The 18,745-nt window shown below is 67.1% G+C and carries 22 protein-coding genes, 2 tRNA genes and 1 riboswitch; of the genes, 18 read left to right on the forward strand and 6 right to left on the reverse strand.

The genetic code is table 11. The features are described from left to right. Position 1: 1 nt before the first annotated feature. The 12 genes from LXT12_RS00770 to LXT12_RS00825 all read left to right on the forward strand — a co-directional run bounded on the left by LXT12_RS00770 (position 2) and on the right by LXT12_RS00825 (position 11,033). Entirely contained in the window at positions 2 to 1,723 is a 1,722-nt protein-coding gene (locus LXT12_RS00770) for a nitrite/sulfite reductase (protein WP_233388496.1), read from the forward strand. Further along, positions 1,720 to 2,214 carry a DUF934 domain-containing protein gene (locus LXT12_RS00775; protein ID WP_233388498.1) on the forward strand — a complete coding sequence of 165 codons (495 nt, stop codon included), beginning with the start codon at positions 1,720 to 1,722 and terminating at the stop codon, positions 2,212 to 2,214. The genes LXT12_RS00770 and LXT12_RS00775 overlap by 4 nt, the downstream gene beginning before the upstream one ends. Next, positions 2,214 to 2,828, forward strand: coding sequence for a glutathione transferase (yfcF, locus tag LXT12_RS00780; protein WP_233388501.1), 615 nt, complete (start codon positions 2,214 to 2,216; stop codon positions 2,826 to 2,828). Before LXT12_RS00775 ends, yfcF begins: the two co-directional genes overlap by 1 nt. Further along, complete coding sequence (locus LXT12_RS00785) at positions 2,825 to 3,580, forward strand: phosphoadenylyl-sulfate reductase (RefSeq protein ID WP_233388503.1); 756 nt, start codon at positions 2,825 to 2,827, stop codon at positions 3,578 to 3,580. Before yfcF ends, LXT12_RS00785 begins: the two co-directional genes overlap by 4 nt. A 95-nt stretch (positions 3,581 to 3,675) precedes the next feature. Beyond that, positions 3,676 to 4,641: a sulfate adenylyltransferase subunit CysD gene (cysD, locus tag LXT12_RS00790; RefSeq protein ID WP_233388504.1), complete on the forward strand. Its 966-nt coding sequence runs from the start codon at positions 3,676 to 3,678 to the stop codon at positions 4,639 to 4,641. Continuing rightward, positions 4,641 to 5,927, forward strand: coding sequence for a sulfate adenylyltransferase subunit 1 (locus LXT12_RS00795; protein WP_233388507.1), 1,287 nt, complete (start codon positions 4,641 to 4,643; stop codon positions 5,925 to 5,927). Before cysD ends, LXT12_RS00795 begins: the two co-directional genes overlap by 1 nt. Further along, positions 5,927 to 6,724 carry a uroporphyrinogen-III C-methyltransferase gene (gene cobA / locus LXT12_RS00800; protein ID WP_233389663.1) on the forward strand — a complete coding sequence of 266 codons (798 nt, stop codon included), beginning with the start codon at positions 5,927 to 5,929 and terminating at the stop codon, positions 6,722 to 6,724. The genes LXT12_RS00795 and cobA overlap by 1 nt, the downstream gene beginning before the upstream one ends. After that, a complete protein-coding gene (gene fdxA, locus LXT12_RS00805; protein ID WP_233388510.1) occupies positions 6,721 to 7,044 on the forward strand; it encodes a ferredoxin FdxA in 324 nt (107 codons plus the stop codon). The genes cobA and fdxA overlap by 4 nt, the downstream gene beginning before the upstream one ends. 143 nt (positions 7,045 to 7,187) lie before the next feature. Then, positions 7,188 to 8,276 (forward strand): NAD(P)/FAD-dependent oxidoreductase, encoded by a 1,089-nt coding sequence (locus tag LXT12_RS00810; protein ID WP_233388512.1) that lies wholly within the window; start codon positions 7,188 to 7,190, stop codon positions 8,274 to 8,276. 165 nt (positions 8,277 to 8,441) lie between these two features. Continuing rightward, positions 8,442 to 8,543: riboswitch (TPP riboswitch) on the forward strand. 72 nt (positions 8,544 to 8,615) lie between these two features. Next, positions 8,616 to 10,751 (forward strand): TonB-dependent siderophore receptor, encoded by a 2,136-nt coding sequence (locus LXT12_RS00815; RefSeq protein WP_233388514.1) that lies wholly within the window; start codon positions 8,616 to 8,618, stop codon positions 10,749 to 10,751. A 47-nt stretch (positions 10,752 to 10,798) separates the two neighbouring features. Beyond that, a tRNA-Asn gene (locus tag LXT12_RS00820) sits at positions 10,799 to 10,874 on the forward strand. Positions 10,875 to 10,957: 83 nt separating this feature from the next. Next, a tRNA-Asn gene (locus LXT12_RS00825) sits at positions 10,958 to 11,033 on the forward strand. Between the two features lie 106 nt (positions 11,034 to 11,139). Here LXT12_RS00825 and LXT12_RS00830 read toward each other — a convergent pair. From LXT12_RS00830 to LXT12_RS00845, 4 genes are all read right to left on the reverse strand, one after another. After that, positions 11,140 to 12,105, reverse strand: a complete 966-nt coding sequence (locus tag LXT12_RS00830; protein WP_233388516.1) for a reverse transcriptase family protein — start codon at positions 12,103 to 12,105, stop codon at positions 11,140 to 11,142. A gap of 145 nt (positions 12,106 to 12,250) precedes the next feature. Continuing rightward, positions 12,251 to 12,979: a hypothetical protein gene (locus LXT12_RS00835; protein ID WP_233388518.1), complete on the reverse strand. Its 729-nt coding sequence runs from the start codon at positions 12,977 to 12,979 to the stop codon at positions 12,251 to 12,253. Continuing rightward, positions 12,969 to 13,466, reverse strand: coding sequence for a hypothetical protein (locus tag LXT12_RS00840; RefSeq protein ID WP_233388520.1), 498 nt, complete (start codon positions 13,464 to 13,466; stop codon positions 12,969 to 12,971). Before LXT12_RS00840 ends, LXT12_RS00835 begins: the two co-directional genes overlap by 11 nt. 233 nt (positions 13,467 to 13,699) lie before the next feature. Next, the gene (locus LXT12_RS00845) at positions 13,700 to 13,936 is read right to left on the reverse strand and encodes a helix-turn-helix domain-containing protein (RefSeq protein WP_233388522.1); all 237 of its coding nucleotides are present in this window, start codon (positions 13,934 to 13,936) and stop codon (positions 13,700 to 13,702) included. Positions 13,937 to 14,107: 171 nt separating this feature from the next. Between LXT12_RS00845 and LXT12_RS00850 the strand changes: the two genes are divergently transcribed. From LXT12_RS00850 to LXT12_RS00865, 4 genes are all read left to right on the forward strand, one after another. Beyond that, entirely contained in the window at positions 14,108 to 14,947 is an 840-nt protein-coding gene (locus tag LXT12_RS00850; protein ID WP_233388524.1) for an NYN domain-containing protein, read from the forward strand. Between the two features lie 62 nt (positions 14,948 to 15,009). After that, positions 15,010 to 15,354, forward strand: a complete 345-nt coding sequence (locus LXT12_RS00855; RefSeq protein WP_233388526.1) for a zinc ribbon domain-containing protein YjdM — start codon at positions 15,010 to 15,012, stop codon at positions 15,352 to 15,354. 123 nt (positions 15,355 to 15,477) lie between these two features. Then, positions 15,478 to 16,155, forward strand: a complete 678-nt coding sequence (locus LXT12_RS00860) for a helix-turn-helix transcriptional regulator (protein WP_233388528.1) — start codon at positions 15,478 to 15,480, stop codon at positions 16,153 to 16,155. Then, on the forward strand, positions 16,152 to 16,688 hold the full coding sequence (locus LXT12_RS00865) for a DUF6036 family nucleotidyltransferase (protein WP_349254999.1): 537 nt from the start codon (positions 16,152 to 16,154) through the stop codon (positions 16,686 to 16,688). The genes LXT12_RS00860 and LXT12_RS00865 overlap by 4 nt, the downstream gene beginning before the upstream one ends. A 13-nt stretch (positions 16,689 to 16,701) precedes the next feature. Here LXT12_RS00865 and LXT12_RS00870 read toward each other — a convergent pair whose 3' ends face one another. Next, a complete protein-coding gene (locus LXT12_RS00870) occupies positions 16,702 to 16,914 on the reverse strand; it encodes a hypothetical protein (RefSeq protein WP_233388530.1) in 213 nt (70 codons plus the stop codon). Positions 16,915 to 17,109: 195 nt separating this feature from the next. Here LXT12_RS00870 and LXT12_RS00875 point away from each other — a divergent pair, with 195 nt between their 5' ends. Both LXT12_RS00875 and LXT12_RS00880 read left to right on the forward strand, forming a co-directional pair. After that, on the forward strand, positions 17,110 to 17,370 hold the full coding sequence (locus LXT12_RS00875; protein ID WP_233388532.1) for a hypothetical protein: 261 nt from the start codon (positions 17,110 to 17,112) through the stop codon (positions 17,368 to 17,370). Further along, the gene (locus LXT12_RS00880) at positions 17,334 to 17,558 is read left to right on the forward strand and encodes a hypothetical protein (protein ID WP_233388533.1); all 225 of its coding nucleotides are present in this window, start codon (positions 17,334 to 17,336) and stop codon (positions 17,556 to 17,558) included. The genes LXT12_RS00875 and LXT12_RS00880 overlap by 37 nt, the downstream gene beginning before the upstream one ends. Before the next feature lie 165 nt (positions 17,559 to 17,723). Here LXT12_RS00880 and LXT12_RS00885 read toward each other — a convergent pair whose 3' ends face one another. Further along, entirely contained in the window at positions 17,724 to 18,662 is a 939-nt protein-coding gene (locus LXT12_RS00885; RefSeq protein ID WP_233388535.1) for an amidohydrolase family protein, read from the reverse strand. Positions 18,663 to 18,745 lie beyond the last annotated feature (83 nt).

Here is an 18,745-nt window from a genome sequence, read left to right on the forward strand (position 1 = left end):
CATGTATCAGTACACCGACTTCGACCGCCGCTTCGTCCATGCCCGCGCCGCGCAATATCGCGACCAGCTGGAACGCCACCTGAACGGCCAGCTCGGCACCGACGAGTTCCGCGCCCTGCGCCTGCAGAACGGCTGGTACATCCAGCGCCACGCGCCCATGCTGCGCGTGGCCGTGCCCTATGGCGAACTCTCCAGCCGCCAGCTGCGCCAGCTGGCCCGCATCGCCCGCGAGTACGACGTGGTCTCCGAAGGCCCCTTCAAGGGCCAGGGCGGCTACGGCCACTTCACCACACGCCAGAACCTGCAATACAACTGGATCCCGCTCGACAAGAGCGCCGACGTGATGGAGCTGCTGGCCGAGGTCGACATGCACGGCATCCAGACCAGCGGCAACTGCATCCGCAACATCACGAGCGACGCCTTCGCCGGCATCGCCCCCGACGAGATCGTCGACCCGCGGCCTTACTGCGAGATCCTGCGGCAGTGGAGCACCCTGCATCCCGAGTTCGCCCACCTGCCGCGCAAGTTCAAGATCGCCGTCAGCGGCGCCACCGAAGACCGCGCCGCCATCGGCTGGCACGACATCGGCCTGCAGCTGAAGAGGAACGCCGCCGGCGAGGTGGGCTTCCAGGTGTTCGTCGGCGGTGGCATGGGCCGCACGCCCATCCCGGGCGTGGAGATCAACGCCTTCGTGCCCTGGCAGCAGATCCTCGTCTACATCGAGGCCATCGTACGCTGCTACAACCTCGCCGGCCGGCGCGACAACCTCTACAAGGCCCGCATCAAGATCCTCGTCAAGGCCGAGGGCCGCAAGTTCTTCGACGCCGTCAACGCAGAGTTCGCCCGCATCCTGGCCGACGACCCGGCCGGCCATGAGCAGATCATCCCGCAGGCCGAGCTCGACCGCGTCAAGGCCAGCTTCGTCGACCCCGAGGGCATCACCGCCCTGGCCGAACCGTCGCTGGACAGCACCGACCCGGCCTTCACCCGCTGGCTGGAGCGCAACGTGCACGGCCACCGCGTCGCCGGCCACCGCGCCGTCACGCTCAGCCTCAAGCGCGTCGGCATCCCGCCGGGCGACACCAGCGCCGACGTCATGGACACGGCCGCGGCCCTGGCCGACCGCTTCAGCCACGGCGAGCTGCGCGTCACGCACCGCCAGAACCTCGTGCTGCCCTGGGTCAAGGCCTCGGACCTGCCCGAGCTCTTCCAGGCCGCCCGCGCCGCCGGCTTCGCCACCGCCAACGCCGGCCTGCTGACCGACCAGATCGCCTGCCCCGGCGGCGACTACTGCGCCCTGGCCAACGCCCGCTCCCTGCCGCTGGCGGCCGAGATCGCCGAGCGCTACCAGGACCCCGACGAGCTGGAAGACCTCGGCGAGCTGGACCTGCACATCAGCGGCTGCATCAACTCCTGCGGCCACCACCACAGCGGCCACATCGGCATCCTTGGCGTCGACAAGGACGGTGCCGAGTGGTATCAGCTCACCCTCGGCGGCAGCGACGGCTCCACGCTCTCGGGCCCCACGGTGGCCGGCAAGGTCATCGGCCCCAGCTTCGCGGCCGACGAGATCGCCGACGCCATCGACGCCGTCATCGAGACCTACAAGCGCGAGCGCCAGGCCGGCGAGCGTTTCGTCGACGCCGTCAAGCGCCTGGGCCTCGACCCGTTCAAGACCGCCGCCAACGCCGTGCGCACGTCCACCGCCAAGGCCCAAGCATGAAGTTCATCAACGCCACCACCTGCCCCTGGAAGCACGCCATCGGCGAAGACGGCCCCAAGCCCGACCCCGATCCGGCGCCCCACCGCCTGCTCAGCCTGGAGCAGTGGCATGCCGTCCGCGCGCATTGGCCGCAGGACGTGAAGGTCGCCATCGAGTTCCCCAACGACGCCGACATCCACCAGCTGGTACCCGACCTGCACCGCATCGCGATGGTCGTGCTCGACTTCCCCAAGTGGACCGACGGCCGCGCCTACAGCCAGGCCCACCTGCTGCGCACCCGCCACAAGTTCACCGGCGCCATCCGCGCCCGCGGCGAGGTGCTGGTGGACATGATGCAACTGCTGGCCCGCACCGGCTTCGACGAAGTCGTGCTGCGCGGCGACCAGTCTCAGGCCGCGGCGCAGAAGGCGCTGGACCTGTTCGCGCCGGTGGGCTTCTACCAGGGCGACGTGGCCGAGACGCGGCCGTGGTTCCTGCGGAGCGCGGCCTGATGAAGCTCTACGTCGACCGCGAATACGCCTCGCCCTGGGCGATGGCCGTCTTCGTCGGCCTGCGCGAAAAGGGCCTGGGCTTCGATGTCGAGGTGCTCGACCTCGCCGCCGGCGACCAGCGCCAGGCCGGCTTTGCCCGCCAGTCGCTGACGCAACGCGTGCCGACGCTGGTGGATGGCGACTTCAGCCTCTCCGAGTCCACGGCCATCCTCGAATACCTCGACGACACCCAGGCCGGCCCCGACCTGCTGCCCCGCGAGCCCCGCCAACGTGCTCGCGCCCGCCAGCTGCAGGCCTGGCTGCGCAGCGACCTTGGCGCGCTGCGCGCCGAGCGCTCGACCGAGGTCGTCTTCTACCGGCCGACCGACAAGCCCCTGACCGCAGCAGGCCAGGCCGCGGCAAGCAAGCTGATCGCCGCCGCAACCCAGTTGCTTGACGGCCGCGACTATCTTTTTGGCACATGGAGCGTGGCCGACGTCGATCTGGCCGTCATGCTCAACCGCTTGATCCTGAACGGCGACCCCGTGCCTGATGCACTGAAGCAATACGCCGCCCGGCAATGGCAGCGCCCCTCGGTTCAGGCCTGGGTGCAGCTCGAAAGGCCCCCGCTATGACCACGGTCTCGACCCTGCCCTGGGCCGCCGCCCCCGCGGCAGGCAACGCCATCGGCCTCTACGCCAAGTGGACGCCCGCCCTCGACGCCAAGATCGAGGCCGCCCTGCAGCGCCTGCGCGAGGTCAGCATCGCCCATGGCGACGGCCTGGTGCAGAGCAGCAGCCTGGGCGCGGAGGACATGGTCATCACCGACCTGATCGCCCGCACCCAGCTGCCCATCGCCATCTCGACGCTGGACACCGGCAAGCTCCACCCCGAGACGCTGGCCCTGCTGCCGCGCATCGAGGAGCGCTACGGCCGCACGGTCGAGGTCTTCAAGCCCCGGTTCGACGCCGTCGTCGAGTTCGTCGCCCGCGAGGGCGAGGACGCCATGTACAAGAGCATCGAGCTGCGCAAGGCCTGCTGCGGCATCCGCAAGATGGAGCCGCTCGGCCGCATGCTGGCCGGCCGCAGCGCCTGGATCACCGGCCTGCGCCGCGAGCAGAGCGGGGCCCGCTCGGACGTGGCGTTCGACGAGGACGACGGCAACGGCCGCCGCAAGATCAGCCCCATCGCCGACTGGACCTGGGCCGAGGTGTGGGCCTACGTTCAGAAATACGACGTGCCCTACAACCCGCTTCACGACCAGTTCATGCCCAGCATCGGCTGCGCGCCCTGCACGCGCGCCATCGCCGTGGGCGAGGACTTCCGCGCCGGAAGGTGGTGGTGGGAGGAGTCCTCGAAGGAATGTGGCCTGCACGCGAAAGACTGAAGGAAATGCAACCACAGAGCCACGGAGGCACAGAGAAAAGTGCGCACTGAATTCCTCTGTGGCTCTGTGCCTCTGTGGTTGCCTTTGAAATTGATATGAACGCTGCCGTGAAACCCGAACAACTCATCGCCGACGTCGACCACGCCCATCTCGATGCGCTGGAAGAAGAAGCCATCTTCATCCTGCGCGAGGTGGCTGCCAGCTTCGAGCGCCCCGCCCTGCTCTTCTCGGGCGGCAAGGACAGCTGCGTCGTGCTGCGCCTGGCCGAGAAGGCCTTCAAGATGAAGAACGCGGCCCACCCGAGCGGCTACTCGGGCCAGCTGCCTTTCCCGCTGGTGCACATCGACACCGGCCACAACTTCCCCGAGGTCATCGCCTTCCGCGACCAGCGCGTGTCCGAGATGGGCGAACGCCTGGTCGTCGGCCACCTCGAAGACTCCATCGCCAAGGGCACCATCCGCCTGGCCCATCCGCTGGAGAGCCGCAACGGCCACCAGACCGTGACGCTGCTGGAGACCATCGAGGAGCACCGCTTCGACGCCCTCATCGGCGGCGCCCGCCGCGACGAGGAGAAGGCGCGTGCCAAGGAGCGCATCTTCAGCCACCGCGACAGCTTCGGCCAATGGCAGCCCAAGGAGCAGCGCCCCGAGCTGTGGACACTGTTCAACACGCGCATCCGCCCGGGCGAGCACTTCCGCTGCTTCCCCATCAGCAACTGGACGGAGCTGGACGTGTGGCTCTACATCGCCCGCGAGAACATCCCGCTGCCGCAGATGTACTTCGCGCACCAGCGCCAGGTCATCCGCCGCAAGGGCCTGTTGGTGCCTCTGACCGAGGTCACGCCGCCCGAGGCCGGCGAGAAGGTCGAGACCGCCACCGTGCGCTTCCGCACCGTGGGCGACATGACCTGCACCTGCCCCGTCGAGAGCCCAGCGGCCAACGCCACCGAGGTGGTCGCCGAGACGCTCACCGTCACCATCAGCGAACGCGGCGCCACGCGCATGGACGACCGCACCAGCGACGCCTCCATGGAGCGCCGCAAGAAGGAGGGCTATTTCTGATGAAAGCACTGCGATTCCTGACCGCCGGTTCGGTGGACGACGGCAAGAGCACGCTGATCGGCCGCCTGCTGTTCGACAGCAAGGCCATCCTGGCCGACCAGCTCGACACCCTGGAGCGCCGCGCCGCCGGCAGCCCCATCGACCTCTCGCTGCTGACCGACGGCCTGGAGGCCGAGCGCGAGCAGGGCATCACCATCGACGTGGCCTACCGCTACTTCGCCACCAAGACGCGCAAGTTCATCATTGCCGACGCCCCGGGCCACGAGCAGTACACGCGCAACATGGTCACGGCCGCGGCCGGCAGCGATGCCGCCGTCGTGCTGGTGGACATCACCAAGCTCGACCTGACCCAGCCCGAGGTGGCCCTGCTGCCGCAGACGCGCCGCCACTCGCTGCTGGCCCAGCTGCTGCGCGTGCCCAGCATCGTCTTCGCCATCAACAAGATCGACGCCCTTGCCGAACCGGCCCAAGGCTTCGCCAAGGTCAAGGCCGCCCTCGACAAGTTCGCCGCCGCGGCCGGCCTGGACGTGGCCGCCACCGTGCCGGTGAGCGCCCTGCGTGGCGACAACGTCACCCAGCCCCTGGCCTCGGACTGGTGGAGCGGCGAGTCCCTGCTGCAGGTGCTGGAGCGCCTGCCCACCAGCAGCGAACGCGTCGACGCCCCGCTCTCCCTGCCCGTGCAGTACGTGCAGAAAGACGCCTACCAGTCCGCCGGCACCGGCTTCCAGCCCCGCGTGCTCTGGGGCCGCATCGCCCACGGCGCCGTCAAGGCCGGCGACACCATCGAGGTGCTGCCGTCCCGCCAGACGGCCGTCGTGGCCGAGGTGCGCCGGGCCGGCGAGACCGTGCCCAGCGCCGAGGCGGGCGACTCCGCCGGCCTGGTGCTGGACCGCCAGCTCGACGTGAGCCGCGGCGACTGGATCGTCACGCCCGGCACGGCCCACTCCGCCAAGAGCTTCCACGCCACCCTGGCCTGGCTGGATACCGAGGCCGCCAAGCCCGGCCGCAAGTACTGGGTGCGCCACGGCAACCGCTGGGTGCAGGCCCGCATCCAGGCCATCGACTCCGTGCTCGACATCCACACCCTGCAACCGCAGGACGCCCACGAGCTGCCGGTCAACGCCATCGGCCGCGTGCGCATGGAGGTCCAGCACGAGCTGCCGGTGGAGCCCTTCGCGGCCAACCGCGTCGGCGGCGCGCTCATCGTCGTCGACCCCGCCAGCCACCGCACCAGCGGCGCCCTGCTCGTCGAACCCCAGCCCGCCACGGCGGACGAGGCCTGGTGATGGTCGCCGCGGGCAAGGTCGTCTTCGTCAGCGCCGGCCCCGGCGCGGCCGACCTCATCACCCTGCGCGGCGCACGCTTCCTGGCCCAGGCCGACGTCGTGCTGGCCGACGCCCTGGCCGACCCGGCCCTGCGCGAGTTGGCACCCGACGCCCGCTGGATCGACGTCGGCAAGCGCGGCTTCGAGCATTCGGCCAAGCAGACCGAGATCAACGCCCTGCTCGTCAAGGCGGCCCGTGAACACGCCCTGGTGGTGCGGCTGAAGGGCGGCGACGCCAGCATCTTCGGCCGCCTCGAGGAGGAGTTGCTGGCCCTGGCCGAGGCCGGCATCGACTGCGAGGTGGTGCCCGGCGTCACCGCGGCCCTGGCCGCCGCCGCCCAGGCCCGGCGCCCGCTGACGCGCCGCGGTCGTGGCCGCAGCGTCTCGCTCACCACCGCCATGACCGAGGCCGGCGAGCTGCGCGCCGCCCGCTCGGCCGACACCGAGGTCTTCTACATGGCCGGCCGCCAGCTGGCCGCCCTGGGCCGCCAACTGCTCGCAGCCGGCTGGGCGCCGGACACGCCCACGCTGGTGGTCAGCCGCGCCGGCTGCGCCGACGCCATCACCAGCGAGCACGCCCTGGCCGACCTGGCCCGCGCCGCCCTGCTGCACCGTGGCCGGCCTACCGTTGTCACTGTGGGGACAGGCGCAGGTCTTGTCGCAGATCAGAGCCAGGCCCTTTCGGCGCCCCATAAAATTGCCGTTTCGCCCGAAATCCCTCCGATGAAGGCGCCCCTCACCGCCAAGAGCTGCCCATGACCCACGTCGTCACCGAATCCTGCATCCGCTGCAAGTACACCGACTGCGTCGATGTCTGTCCGGTCGACTGCTTCCGCGAAGGCCCCAACTTCCTGGCCATCGACCCCGACGAGTGCATCGACTGCGCCGTCTGCATCCCCGAGTGCCCGGTCAATGCCATCCTGCCCGAGGAAGACGTTCCCGGCGATCAGGTCCACATGATCAAGATCAACGCAGACCTGGCCAAGAAGTGGCCCAGTATCACCAAGCGCAAGCCCGCGCTGCCCGACGCCGAGGAGTGGAAGGACAAGACGGGCAAGCTCAACGAACTGATCAAATAAACGGCGCCAACGGCCCACCCCCTACGCGCTTCGCGCGCCCCCTCGAGGGGGCACTCCCGGCCGCCCGGCGAAGCCGGATCGGCGGGAGTCGCTGGAGGAGGCGCGGCGCAGGGCGCGCGCCAAGACCCAACAGCGACAACGCCATGCCCAACAGCAGCCCTTCGATCATCGAGACCGACGCCGTCATCGTCGGCGCCGGCCCGGTCGGTCTCTTCCAGGTCTTCGAGCTCGGCCTCCTCGAGATCAAGGCCCACATCATCGACAGCCTGGCCTACCCCGGTGGCCAGTGCATCGAGCTCTACCCCGACAAGCCCATCTACGACATCCCGGCCGTGCCCATGTGCACCGGCAAGGAGCTGACCGACAACCTGCTCAAGCAGATCGAGCCCTTCGGCGCGACCTTCCACCTGGGCGAGGAGGTCACCACCGTGCAGAAGCAGGGCGAGGGCCCCGACGCCCGCTTCTTCGTCGAGACGAGCAAGGGCACGCAACTCCTGGCCAAGGCCGTCTTCATCGCCGGCGGCGTGGGCAGCTTCCAGGCGCGAACGCTCAAGGTCGACGGCATCGAGGCCTACGAAGGCGAGCAGGTGCACTACCGGGTGAAGGACCCCTCCCGCTTCGCCGGCAAGAACCTCATCGTCATGGGCGGTGGCGACTCGGCGCTGGACTGGGCGCTCAACTTCTGCGCCGGCAACGCCGACGGCAACCCGCACAAGGCCGAGAGCGTCATCCTCGTGCACCGCCGCGACGGCTTCCGCGCCGCGCCGGCCAGCGTGGCCAAGATGCGCGAACTCTGCGATGCGATGGAGATGCAGTTCATCGTCGGCCAGGCCACCGGCCTGGAGGAGTCGGGCGGCCGCCTCACCGGCCTCAAGATCACCGGCAGCGACGGCATCACCCGCATCGTGCCCTGCGACGAAGTGCTGGCCTTCTTCGGCCTCAGCCCCAAGCTCGGCCCCATCGCCGAATGGGGCCTGGCCCTGGAGCGCAAGCAGATCGTCGTCGACACCGAGAAGTTCGAGACCAGCGTGCCGGGCATCTTCGCCGTCGGCGACGTGAACACCTACCCGGGCAAGAAGAAGCTCATCCTCAGCGGCTTCCACGAATGCGCGCTGGCGGCCTTCGGGGCCGCACCCTACGTCTTCCCGGAGAAGCGCATCCTGCTGCAGTACACGACCACCAGCCCCAAGCTGCACAAGGTACTCGGCGTGGAATCCCCCGTTTTTGATTGACGGGTGGTGGCCCGCGAAATGGCGCCACAGCGGCGTTGCAAGGGCTTGCCGTGGCGCTGCCACTGTCTGCGCCCTTGCGCCTTGCTGTGACGCCATTGCGCAGGCCTGGCGAGGTCCGCAAAGCCAGCGCTTAGAATTCAAGCCGACGCGTCGCTTTCCGTGACGCGTTTTCGCTAGGGGTGTTGATGGCCCGCCGCCATCGACTGAGACAGTCCCTTTGAACCTGATTGAGGTAATCCTCGCGCAGGGAAGCAGCCGGAACCGCGGCCCCCTTTCGTTTCAAGTCTCCGGGGCCTGGCGTCTTCAGTGTTTGCCGACCTGCCATCGCTTTGCATTCCGATGGCACGACCTTCTCTTTCCCTCCTCGGCGCCGCCACGGCGCTGCTCGCCGTTCAGCTCGCCGCCGCCCAGACCCTCCCCCAGGTCAGCGTCAGCGGCAAGTCTGCCGAAGCCGCCCCGGGCCTGGCCGGCTTCTCCGACCCGCCCGCCCGCCTGCCCATGCAGGCCGTCAGCCTCTCGGCCGAGCGGCTGTCCGAAGCCGGCATCGAACAGCTCTCCGGCCTCACCAAGCTCGACGCCTCCGTCTCCGACAGCTACAACGCCGTCGGCTACTGGTCGCAGCTCAAGGTGCGCGGCTTCGACCTCGACAACCGCTACAACCTGCGCCGCGACGGCCTGCCCATCAACGGCGAGACGGCGCTCTCGCTGGCCAACAAGGCCGCCGTCGAGGTGCTCAAGGGCAGCTCCGGCATGCAAGCGGGCACCAGTGCCCCGGCGGGCCTCGTCAACCTCGTCGTCAAGCGCCCGCTGGCTGACGACGCCACGACGCTGACCCTGGGCGCCATCCAGGGCGGCACCGTGGAAGCCAGCGTCGACCACTCCCAGCGCTTCGGCGCCCAGCGCGAGTTCGGCCTGCGCGTGAACCTGGCCGCCGCCCACCTGGCCCCCCAACTGCACAGCAGCCGCGGCAGCGCCCACACCGCCGCCCTGGCCGGCGACTGGCGCGTCAGCCCCGACACCCTGGTCGAAGCCGAGGTCGAGTTCAGCCGCCAGAGCCAGCCCAGCCAGGACGGCTTCAGCCTGCTCGGCGACACCCTGCCCGACGCGAAGCGCATCGACCCCAGGCTCAACCTCAACAACCAGCCCTGGACCCTGCCCGTCGTCTTCGACAACACCCACGCCTCGCTGCGCCTGCAGCAAAAGCTCGCCGGCGACTGGCGCGCCCAGGCCCACCTCGGCATCCAGCGCCTGCGCACCGACGACCGCAACGCCTTCGGCTTCGGCCTGGACTGCAACGAGACCAGCACTTTCGAGGGCGTCTACTACTGCGACCGCTACGGCCCCGACGGCCGCTTCGACCTCTACGACTACCGCAGCGAGAACGAGCACCGCGACACCACGGCGCTGGACCTGTCCGCCAGCGGCCCCGTGCAGCTCGCCGGCCTGCGCCACGACCTGACCGTGGGCGGCCTGGCCAGCCGCTTCAAGGCCCGCTTCCAGCGCCAGGCCTACAACTTCACCGGCGTGGACACCATCGACGGCAACGTCGTCACCGCCCCGCAGCCCGCCCTGACCGGCGAGAACACCAACCGCGACGAGCGCAGCCGCGAGCTCTACCTGCGCGACCGCGTGGCCCTGGGCGCCGACACCAGCGCCTGGCTGGGCCTGCGCCACACGCGCCTGCACCGCGAGAGCGTGCGCACCGACGGCAGCCGCGCGACCGACTACTCCCAGAGCGTGACCACGCCCTGGATGGCCCTGAGCCACGACATCGCGGCCGACTGGCTGGTCTACGCCAGCTGGGGTCAGGGCGTGGAGAGCGAGGTCACGCCCAACCGCCCGCGCTACGTCAACGCCGGCCAGGCCCTGCCTGCCCTCAAGAGCCGCCAGACCGAGATCGGCCTCAAGACCGGCACCCAGCGCGTGGAAGGCTCGCTCACCGTCTTCGACATCCGCCGCCCGCTGTGGCGCGACATCGGCAGCTGCGACGTGGACCTGAGCTGCGAGCACCGCACCGACGGCCATGCCCGCCACCGCGGCATCGAGGCCAGCGCCGACCTGAAGTGGAGCGGCGGCGGCCTCTTCGCCAGCGCCCAGCGCCTGCGCGCCCGCCGCGAGGGCAGCGCCGACGCCAGCCTGAACGGCCTGGTGCCGCCCAACGTGCCGCAGACCACCGTCAAGGCCCAGGTCCGGCACGACCTGCTGCCGGGCCTGCAAGCCCAGCTCGGCGTGCAATACGAAGGCCGCCGCTTCGCCACGCCCGACAACGGCATCGCCGTGCCCGCCTGGACCGTGGCCGACGCCGGCCTGCGCTACATGCAGACCACAGGCCAGCAGACCTGGATCTGGCGCGCCGCCGTGGACAACCTCACCAACCGCCGCGCCTGGCGCGAGGCGCCCTGGCAGTTCGAGCACAGCTACCTCTACCCCCTGGCGCCGAGAACTTTGCGCGCTTCCCTGGAGGTCCGCCTGTAAGCTGCTTGTGAACGGCCCGAAAAAGTCTCTATAATCGCGGGCTCTGTTCCTCGATAGCTCAGTCGGTAGAGCGCCGGACTGTTAATCCGTAGGTCCCTGGTTCGAGCCCAGGTCGGGGAGCCAAGAACTCCGAGCCGCCCGCGTCACGCGGGCGGTTCAGCAGAGAGCCCGCAGCAACCGCACTGCGGGCACCCATACCGAACAATTCCTCGATAGCTCAGTCGGTAGAGCGCCGGACTGTTAATCCGTAGGTCCCTGGTTCGAGCCCAGGTCGGGGAGCCACTCAAGAAGCCTCATTCGCGAAAGCGGGTGGGGCTTTTTCTTTGTCCGCCTCGCGGCGACGTTGCGGTGGTGGAACAGTTTCGAATCCGACCGCCCCGCTCAAACTTTATGCCCGCTTTGCGACTTGGTCCTTATATCCCAAATGTCCTCGAACCACGGAAATAGATTCAGCCCTTATCTTTCCGGCAGCCAATAGGTGCTCATACGCGCGCAACCGATTTCTGTACCCTTTCGTTAGCCGCAACTGATCTCCATGAACAAGCAGCCCATGAACTTTCAATCGCTGAGGCCAAACGGCCAATTTAATCTTCTGATTGGACAATGCCCAAGGGCCAGAGGCAAAAATCCCTAACACTTCTTCCTTCAGCGCGACTGGGAAATCATCTTGTCCTGAGAACACTATGTCGTCGGCATACCTGGTCAGCCGAGCACCGTACCTGTCAGCAATTGCCTTGAGCCGCTGGTCATAAGATGCAAAGCACATATTCGAAAGAATAGGACTCGAAGGCGCGCCTTGGGCCAATGCATTTTCAAAGCAGCAAAGCCGAGAAATTAATACCGCACCCAATTCATGGTAGCCGATGTCAAGTAGCGCTCTTGCAACCACATCGATGGGCGTTGTGGGAAAGAAGTTCTGAATATCGACACCAAACACCCAGGTAGCCCGACAGTGAATCCGCGCGGCATCTATGTGCGAACGCCCTTCAACGAAGCCGCATACATGCTCAGGCGGTAAGTAGGCTTTAGCCAACTGAAACCCAATCCATTTCTGAACAATCTTCAGGGCGACCCGTGGAGCATCTATCCTCCGAACATCTTTTCCCTTGGGAATATAGAACGTCCGGTAGTGTCTGCCTGGCCTTGCCTCAAACGACCAGATCAACCCTTCATTTATCCCCAACATCGCCGCCAAGGCTGCCCGGGACGAAATAGGCGGAAGCCCTTTGCCTGAGAGCTGCAGCATCAACTCGCGCTCTGACTCAGACAGCGCGCGCTCAGTCGCCTTCAATAGCTCCGAAAGAGATGCGTATTGAAAAAACTGAGAATTAAGGAGAGGGTGCGGGAGCCTCATTCAGCAAAGCTTAGCTTTCGTATTGCAGCCGGATAAACGACTGTGGCTTCGAAGGAGACGCGGGCGTTTATCCGGCTCCTTCTATGCAAGGTCTTGGCAAGCGGGCATGATTCATACCCTCGCCTGAGGCTCCCGCAAGACAAGCTTACCGGCCCTTTCTTGCCAACGCAAGTAGTCTTGCGATGTCTGGACTACCACGCCCCTTAATAGTTCCCAGCGCTCGTGTTGCAACCAGAGAGCAGGCGAACTTACCTTCCGCAATCCAAACAACTTTACCGGCCTTCCGCAAAGCATCCAGGCGACGTTTCATCCAGTCATCTGAAGGCACATCAAACCGACGACCAAGCATTCTCTTAACTTCGCCCTCTGTAGCAGGAGCTATTTGGCGCAAAGTTTTAAGAATAACCAAGTCGGACGGTACATTTTCGTTGGTTGTGAGTGTGAAGCCACTTAGCGTGATAGAAAGATCAGCCAAATATAGCACGGCGCGCGTCTTAATTGCGCCTAACGCAGACTCATCGAGGCGCCTCTTGGCCTCCAGCCAAACATTCGCAGAGCGCTCGTTAAGTGACAAAAAGACATTTCTGACATCAGATCCAAAGGCATGCATAAGCGTCGCCCTCAGCCCTCCTTCCATATCAATTCCGTGAGGGTCAGATAGCAAAAACTCAACAGAGTAGCCCACATTACGCAACTCTTCTTTAATTTCCGAGAGCAGTCGATTGCTGGGCCTCTGTTTATTCTCGCCATCCCGTACCACTGCAATCCGCACGAATATTACGCCTTGAGGGCCACTGTCCTTAACAATTGATCCAAGAATATCCAGCCCCCTACTCATAAGCAGAGAAAGAAGCTGCGAATAGTCACCAGACATAAACTTGTCTCCAGACCCCGGAAATCACCTGCATAAAAACCCTCGCTCGGTAAGGCCAGCTACTCGCAGAGAGTACGGCAACCGAGTTCAGTTCGAAATCTGGCGCACGGGCAAAATTTACAAGTACTTCCGGATAATAGTCGGCAGTAACGCGCACCTGCCGGCCTTCATCTAGCAGTTTCGCTAGATCCATAGCGGCCGATGCGGCACTTGCACACTGCGCAGCCAACTGATGGTCATCGGCTTTAAGAGCCTTAGCTCGCCCTTTCGTCAGTTCTTTTTTAACGGTTCCACGAAGGATTTCCGGAATCATTGCGTGCGGCATTTCCCCAGTCCACTCCGCCTTCATCTTTGATAGGCCGCTACGCACCTCCAAGTACGTGGCGTAGTAGAAACGATTGAAGGCCGTTCGACCGAAAAGGTCGGCTTCTGCTTGAGGAAGCAAGCGAACCGCCTCTTGCCTTAAATAGCTGCCCACCCGCTCCATATTCGCTTAGGCGTGTTTCCGCTGCCTTTGATCGACCTGCTCCACTTGCTGCCACCCCTGCTACGCTGCCAGTCGAATTGCTTGGTCAACATAGTCAACGCGTCTTCTTAGCAGATCGCAAACGCTAGCAACAGCGCGAGTTCCCTCGGGCGTACCACGCAGCGTCGACAGATCACTGCTCGGACTGCATGCCGAATCTGTAGGTCTGTGGTTCGAGACAGGTGGCACATGTATCAAGACACCAACATCCGCATCCGCCGCTCGACATCCTTGAGCATCTCCGACGGCGCGACGTCGAGCGCATCGCAAAGTTTGAAAAGCATCCGCACGCTGGGACTGTTGCGTCCCAGTTCGACCAGCGAGATGTAGTTGCGGTCGACGTCGGCCCGCAGTGCGAGGTCCGTCTGCGTCCATTTGCGCTTTGTACGCAGGCTGCGGAGTGCCTGTCCGAGTGCTTGATCCGGTTCCACGAGCTGGCCTTGTGAGGAACGGCAAGAGTCCCGTGACGGCCCCTGAAGTTTTCCGCATATATGCTGCAAAATGTGAGGGGAAGGCGCTCAGCCAGAGCCGCGCGGCGGCGCCCGACCAGCCCGCCCTCAGCGTCGCCAAGACCGCCCCTGCCCTGCCCTCTCGACGGGAACATGACCTTTCTTCTGCTGGACCGTCCAGACTTCCCTCGCGACAGTGGCGCTAACGCCCAGCGAGAAGCCACGCCCCTCACTGATGCCGGCCCAGACGCCCGCGTCGCCGTCCTCGTCGACTGCGACAACACCTCGCCCGAGATCGTCGAACACGCCCTCAGCGTGGCGGCGCAGTTCGGCCGGGTCGTGCTGCGCCGGGGTTACGGCAACCACGCCACGCTGGCCAACCGGTGGCAGGAGGCCCTGGTGCGCCTGGCCTTCACGCCCTGCCTGCAGTACCAGTACGCCGCCGGCAAGAACACCTCCGACATCGTCCTGGCCCTCGACGCGATGGAAGCCCTGTTCGACCGGCGCGCCGACACCTTCTGCCTCGTCACCAGCGACTCGGACTTCGCCCACCTCTGCCGCAAGCTGCGCGAGCGCGGCGCGACGGTGCACCTCGTCGGCGAGGCCAAGTCGCCGGACGCGCTGCGCAACGCCAGTGACCAGTTCTTCGAGTGGACTCCGGCCGACCCGCCGCCCGTGGCCGATGCCGCGCCATCCCAGGCCAAGCCCGCCGCCGTGCCCAAATCCAAGCCCAGGCAGCGCCCGAAGTCGGTGGTGAACGCCGTGCGCCTGCTGGCCGCCGATACCGCCGACGGGCGCGTTGCCGTCGCCGCGCTCGGCTCCTATCTGCGGCGCACCGACCCCGCGTTCTCGCCGCAGACGCATGGGCACTCCGGCCTGCTCAGCATGTTGAAGACCTACGACCTCCTCAGCCTGCGCCAGGAGGCCGGCGGGCACTGGACGGTGGCGCTGGCGGCACGCGCGGAAGGGGCCGAATCGCCCCAGCACGCCTGAGCGAAGCCGCCGCAGCCGGGCGCCCGCGGGCCGGCCCTCCCGTCCCGGGGACAATGCACCCCATGACGACGACCCTGCCTGCCTGCCCCCAATGCCAGTCCACCTACACCTACGCGGACGGCGCCCAGTTGATCTGCCCGGAATGCGGCCACGAATGGCCGGCCCAGGCCGCGGAGCCCGCGGCTGAAGAGGCGCGCGTCATCCGCGACGCCGTGGGCAATGTGCTGCAGGACGGCGACACGGTCACGGTCGTCAAGGACCTCAAGGTCAAGGGCTCGTCCCTGGTGGTCAAGGTGGGCACCAAGGTCAAGAACATCCGCCTGACCGACGGCGACCACGACATCGACTGCAAGATCGACGGCGTCGGCGCCATGGGGTTGAAGTCGGCCTTCGTGAAGAAGGTGTGAGCGCGGCACGCGCCTGAGCGGCCTGCCCCCTGGCCCTGCCCCGCGATCCTGTCCTGGGCGCGCGATCGCAGAATGGCCATCAAACAGGACAAAAATGGTTCATTTGACTAATATTATGGACAAATGAACATGCCCGACGGTACCGTGGTCCTCGAACGCCAGTTGCTGCTGCAGCTCGGCGATCGGCTCAAACGTCTGCGCAAGGCACAGGGCCTCGGCACGGTAGAGATGGCCAAGCGGGCCGGCATCTCCCGCACCACGCTGAGTTCGGTCGAATCGGGCGATCCGGGGCCGGCCATCGGGACCTACCTGCGCGTGATGTCGGTGCTGGGCATCAGCGGTGAATTGGCCTTGTTGGCCGGCGACGCATTGCAGCCCGGGCCGCCTGGAACGGCGGCGGCAAGGTCGAAGCGCGCCCGCCCGGTCGTACAGGTCACCGTCTCAACCGACGACACCCGACATCAAGCTCAAGACCTTCAAAGCCTGGCACTGCACGAGGCGGCCATCCGGCTGGCTCGCTCCGACCCTGAGCTTCTCCTCCAGGCCCAGCACACGCTGGATCGCTGGTTGGCGTCGGGCAACTCGCGCTCGATGGGCTTGTGGCATGAGTGGCAGGAGATTCTTCGCGGCGCGAAGTGGCGCAAGGTGCTGGCGCGAACACGGCGGGCGCAGGAGCTTCGCCAGGCATCGCCACTGACGGCGGTGCTCCCTGCGCAGGTTCGTCAAGGCGTGCTGGACCAGGTCGCCAAGCTGCGAACGGGCGTCGTGCTGGGTGATGCCGAACCACAGGCACGGACATGACCCGCGACGAACTCGAACACATCATCCGCGCAAGCGCCGACGTGACGGACCAGTACGAGTTCATCATCGTCGGCAGCCAGTCGATCCTGGGCCCGATTCCGAATCCGCCCGAGGTTTTCACGATGTCGGCCGAAGCGGACATCTATCCGCTGCAGGCACCCGAGCTGGCCGACAGGATCGATGGCGCCATCGGTGAAGGCTCGCAATTTCACCTGACCTACGGCTACTACGCCCAAGGCGTTGGTCCCGAAACCGCCGTACTGCCGCGGGGCTGGATCGACCGCGTCCACAGGGTGCAGAGCGCCGCGACCAACCAGCGCGTGGGCTACTGCCTCGATTTGCCTGACCTGTTCATGTCGAAGGCCGCGGCGGGGCGCGACAAGGACCGCGAGTTCTGCATGGCGATGCTCGCGCATCGCTACGTGAATCGTGGCGGCGATGCCGCTGGACGATGCCGCGCAACGTCGCTTGAAGGCGGCCATCCGCCGGTGGGCCAAAACCGTCGAGGGGCAAGACGACAACCTGCCGAATGAGTGAGCCGGGGCTTCAACGCCGCTTGAGCCGCACCACCTTGGGCGGTGGTGGAGCATGGCCCCCGCCCTTGGACTTGGCGGCCGTGAATGGCGCCAGGGCCGCCCTCAGGCGCCTGAGGCTGCTGCGGATCAACTGCACCTGCTGGGCGCCCGGGAAGGGCAGGCGCTCGATGTCCGGACTCTGCGCGATCTCGGCCAGGCGGGACCATGGAAATGCTCGCGTCATGGCGGGTCTCCTGACGTAACAACTCACCGCCATGATGGGCCGGCGCTTCGCCCCGGCTTGTAGGACACCGACCCGACCCGGCCCAGCGCCGTCAAGCTAGGGGCACCGGCCACGGCCGGCCTGACGAAGGTCACCGTCCAGTCGCGTCATTAGACTTTCCGGCTCCCTGACCCCGCCGCCCGCCGGATTTCGTCGATGCGATCGCTCGCCCACCTCTCCCGCGCCCTGGCCGCCGCCAGCCTGCTGCTGCCCTCGCTGCTGTGGGCCGCCAGGCCCGACCCCGAAGTCCTCAACGCCATCCGCGACCAGGGCTTCAACCACTCGCAGGTGATGCAGACCCTGCAGCACCTCACCGATCGCATCGGCCCGCGCCTGACCAACTCGCCGCAGATTACGGCACCCGGCTGCACCACACCCACGTGGACTCCTTCGACCACGCCCTGCCCGAGGACATGAAGCAGGCCGCCGTCGTGCTCGCCACGCTGGCCTACGACGCCGCCATCGCCGACGCCCGGCTGCCGCGCAAGCCCATGCCGGCCGAGCCGAGCGCCGAGGAGCAGGCGCAGGCCCGGCAGCAGGCCGACAAGCGCCAGCGCATCAAGGACCGCAAGGCCCTGGGCGAGCTGTCCGCACCGCCGCGCTGAGCGGCGCATGCAACCGGGGTCTTGCGGGCCGAGCGCTGGGCCGCTCCCGAGCCGGCCCGCGCTGGCGACGTGCTTGCGGCTCGATGCCGCAAGCATCGCCGCCCCCTCGGGGGGCGGACCAGACACGCGCCGCGTCCAGCGCGCGGGGTTGGGCCGGGGGTCGTTTCACCTCAGCCGGTAGAACCTGACGGCGTTGTTGTAGAGGATGTCGCGCTGCTGTTCCTTGGTCAGGAAGGCGGCGGAGCGGATGCGGTCGATGGCCAGGCCGATGGCGTCGGGCCAGAACATCTGGTCGGTGCCGAACATGATGCGCTTGCCGAAGCCGGCCTTCACCAGGGCCTGCAGGTAGTCGTTGAACGCGGCCTGGGGCAGCAGCCAGTCGATGGCCCCGGTGTCAGCGTAGACGTTGGGGTAGAGCATCAGCATGGCCAGGGTGTCGTCGAGGTAGGGCCAGCCGCAGTGCATGAGGTTCAGGCGCAGCCTGGGGTGGCGGTTCAGCGCCTCCTCGACGAGTTCCGGGTTGCCGTGCCGGGCGCGGGCGGTGCGGCAGCAGGGGTCGAAGGTCGTGCCCTCGGGCATGGTGCCGGTGTGCAGGGCCACGGGCACGTCCAGCTCCTCGGCCAGCGACAGCAGGGCGTCGTAGTGCGGGTCGCTGAGCGAGCGGCCGGCGTACTGCGCGCTCAGCTCGCCGATGACCTGCAGCCGCCCGGCGGCGTGCAGGCGGCGCAACTCGTCCAGCGGCGGCAGCGGCGTGTCCTCGGAGCCGCGCACGCCGGCGCCGACGAGGATGCGCGCCGGGTCACGCTGCTGCCAGGCGACGGCCGCGCCGAGCCGGTCGCCCGAGCCGCCGCTGACGATGCCGCGCGTCACGTTCAGCCGTTTCATCTCGGCCAGGCAGGCCGCGAGGTGCTCGGCGCCGTTGCGGATGGCCAGGGTCTGGCCGGTGATGGGGTTGCGCAGCGGCTGGTCGAGGGCCATGTCGGCCGGGTAGGCGTGCAGGTGCACGTCGATGACCGGCTCGGCCCCCTCCGCCATGGCCGGCGCGGCGAGCAGCGCCAGCGAGGTGCCCCCCAGCTTCAAGAGGTCGCGGCGTGAAGGGCGCATGGTGGGTTCTCCCGGTGTGAGCTGTGAGGCGGGACCGACCATAGGGGCGCCGGTCAGGGCGAACTGGAAGTCATGGCGCGACC

Origin of the sequence: Pelomonas caseinilytica, assembly GCF_021353235.1 — a bacterium.
Classification (GTDB): Bacteria; Pseudomonadota; Gammaproteobacteria; order Burkholderiales; family Burkholderiaceae_C; genus Pelomonas; species Pelomonas caseinilytica.

Coding starts and splice junctions, on each gene's coding strand:
- LXT12_RS00885 (WP_233388535.1), bottom strand. CDS start 18,662: ATGCGCCCTTCACGCCGCGACCTCTTGAAGCTGGGGGGCACCTCGCTG.
- LXT12_RS00860 (WP_233388528.1), top strand. CDS start 15,478: ATGAACATGCCCGACGGTACCGTGGTCCTCGAACGCCAGTTGCTGCTG.
- cobA (WP_233389663.1), top strand. CDS start 5,927: ATGGTCGCCGCGGGCAAGGTCGTCTTCGTCAGCGCCGGCCCCGGCGCG.
- LXT12_RS00870 (WP_233388530.1), bottom strand. CDS start 16,914: ATGACGCGAGCATTTCCATGGTCCCGCCTGGCCGAGATCGCGCAGAGT.
- LXT12_RS00815 (WP_233388514.1), top strand. CDS start 8,616: ATGGCACGACCTTCTCTTTCCCTCCTCGGCGCCGCCACGGCGCTGCTC.
- LXT12_RS00775 (WP_233388498.1), top strand. CDS start 1,720: ATGAAGTTCATCAACGCCACCACCTGCCCCTGGAAGCACGCCATCGGC.
- LXT12_RS00840 (WP_233388520.1), bottom strand. CDS start 13,466: ATGGAGCGGGTGGGCAGCTATTTAAGGCAAGAGGCGGTTCGCTTGCTT.
- LXT12_RS00830 (WP_233388516.1), bottom strand. CDS start 12,105: ATGAGGCTCCCGCACCCTCTCCTTAATTCTCAGTTTTTTCAATACGCA.
- LXT12_RS00875 (WP_233388532.1), top strand. CDS start 17,110: ATGCGATCGCTCGCCCACCTCTCCCGCGCCCTGGCCGCCGCCAGCCTG.
- LXT12_RS00770 (WP_233388496.1), top strand. CDS start 2: ATGTATCAGTACACCGACTTCGACCGCCGCTTCGTCCATGCCCGCGCC.
- fdxA (WP_233388510.1), top strand. CDS start 6,721: ATGACCCACGTCGTCACCGAATCCTGCATCCGCTGCAAGTACACCGAC.
- yfcF (WP_233388501.1), top strand. CDS start 2,214: ATGAAGCTCTACGTCGACCGCGAATACGCCTCGCCCTGGGCGATGGCC.
- LXT12_RS00795 (WP_233388507.1), top strand. CDS start 4,641: ATGAAAGCACTGCGATTCCTGACCGCCGGTTCGGTGGACGACGGCAAG.
- LXT12_RS00785 (WP_233388503.1), top strand. CDS start 2,825: ATGACCACGGTCTCGACCCTGCCCTGGGCCGCCGCCCCCGCGGCAGGC.
- LXT12_RS00865 (WP_349254999.1), top strand. CDS start 16,152: ATGACCCGCGACGAACTCGAACACATCATCCGCGCAAGCGCCGACGTG.
- cysD (WP_233388504.1), top strand. CDS start 3,676: ATGAACGCTGCCGTGAAACCCGAACAACTCATCGCCGACGTCGACCAC.
- LXT12_RS00855 (WP_233388526.1), top strand. CDS start 15,010: ATGACGACGACCCTGCCTGCCTGCCCCCAATGCCAGTCCACCTACACC.
- LXT12_RS00810 (WP_233388512.1), top strand. CDS start 7,188: ATGCCCAACAGCAGCCCTTCGATCATCGAGACCGACGCCGTCATCGTC.
- LXT12_RS00850 (WP_233388524.1), top strand. CDS start 14,108: ATGACCTTTCTTCTGCTGGACCGTCCAGACTTCCCTCGCGACAGTGGC.
- LXT12_RS00835 (WP_233388518.1), bottom strand. CDS start 12,979: ATGTCTGGTGACTATTCGCAGCTTCTTTCTCTGCTTATGAGTAGGGGG.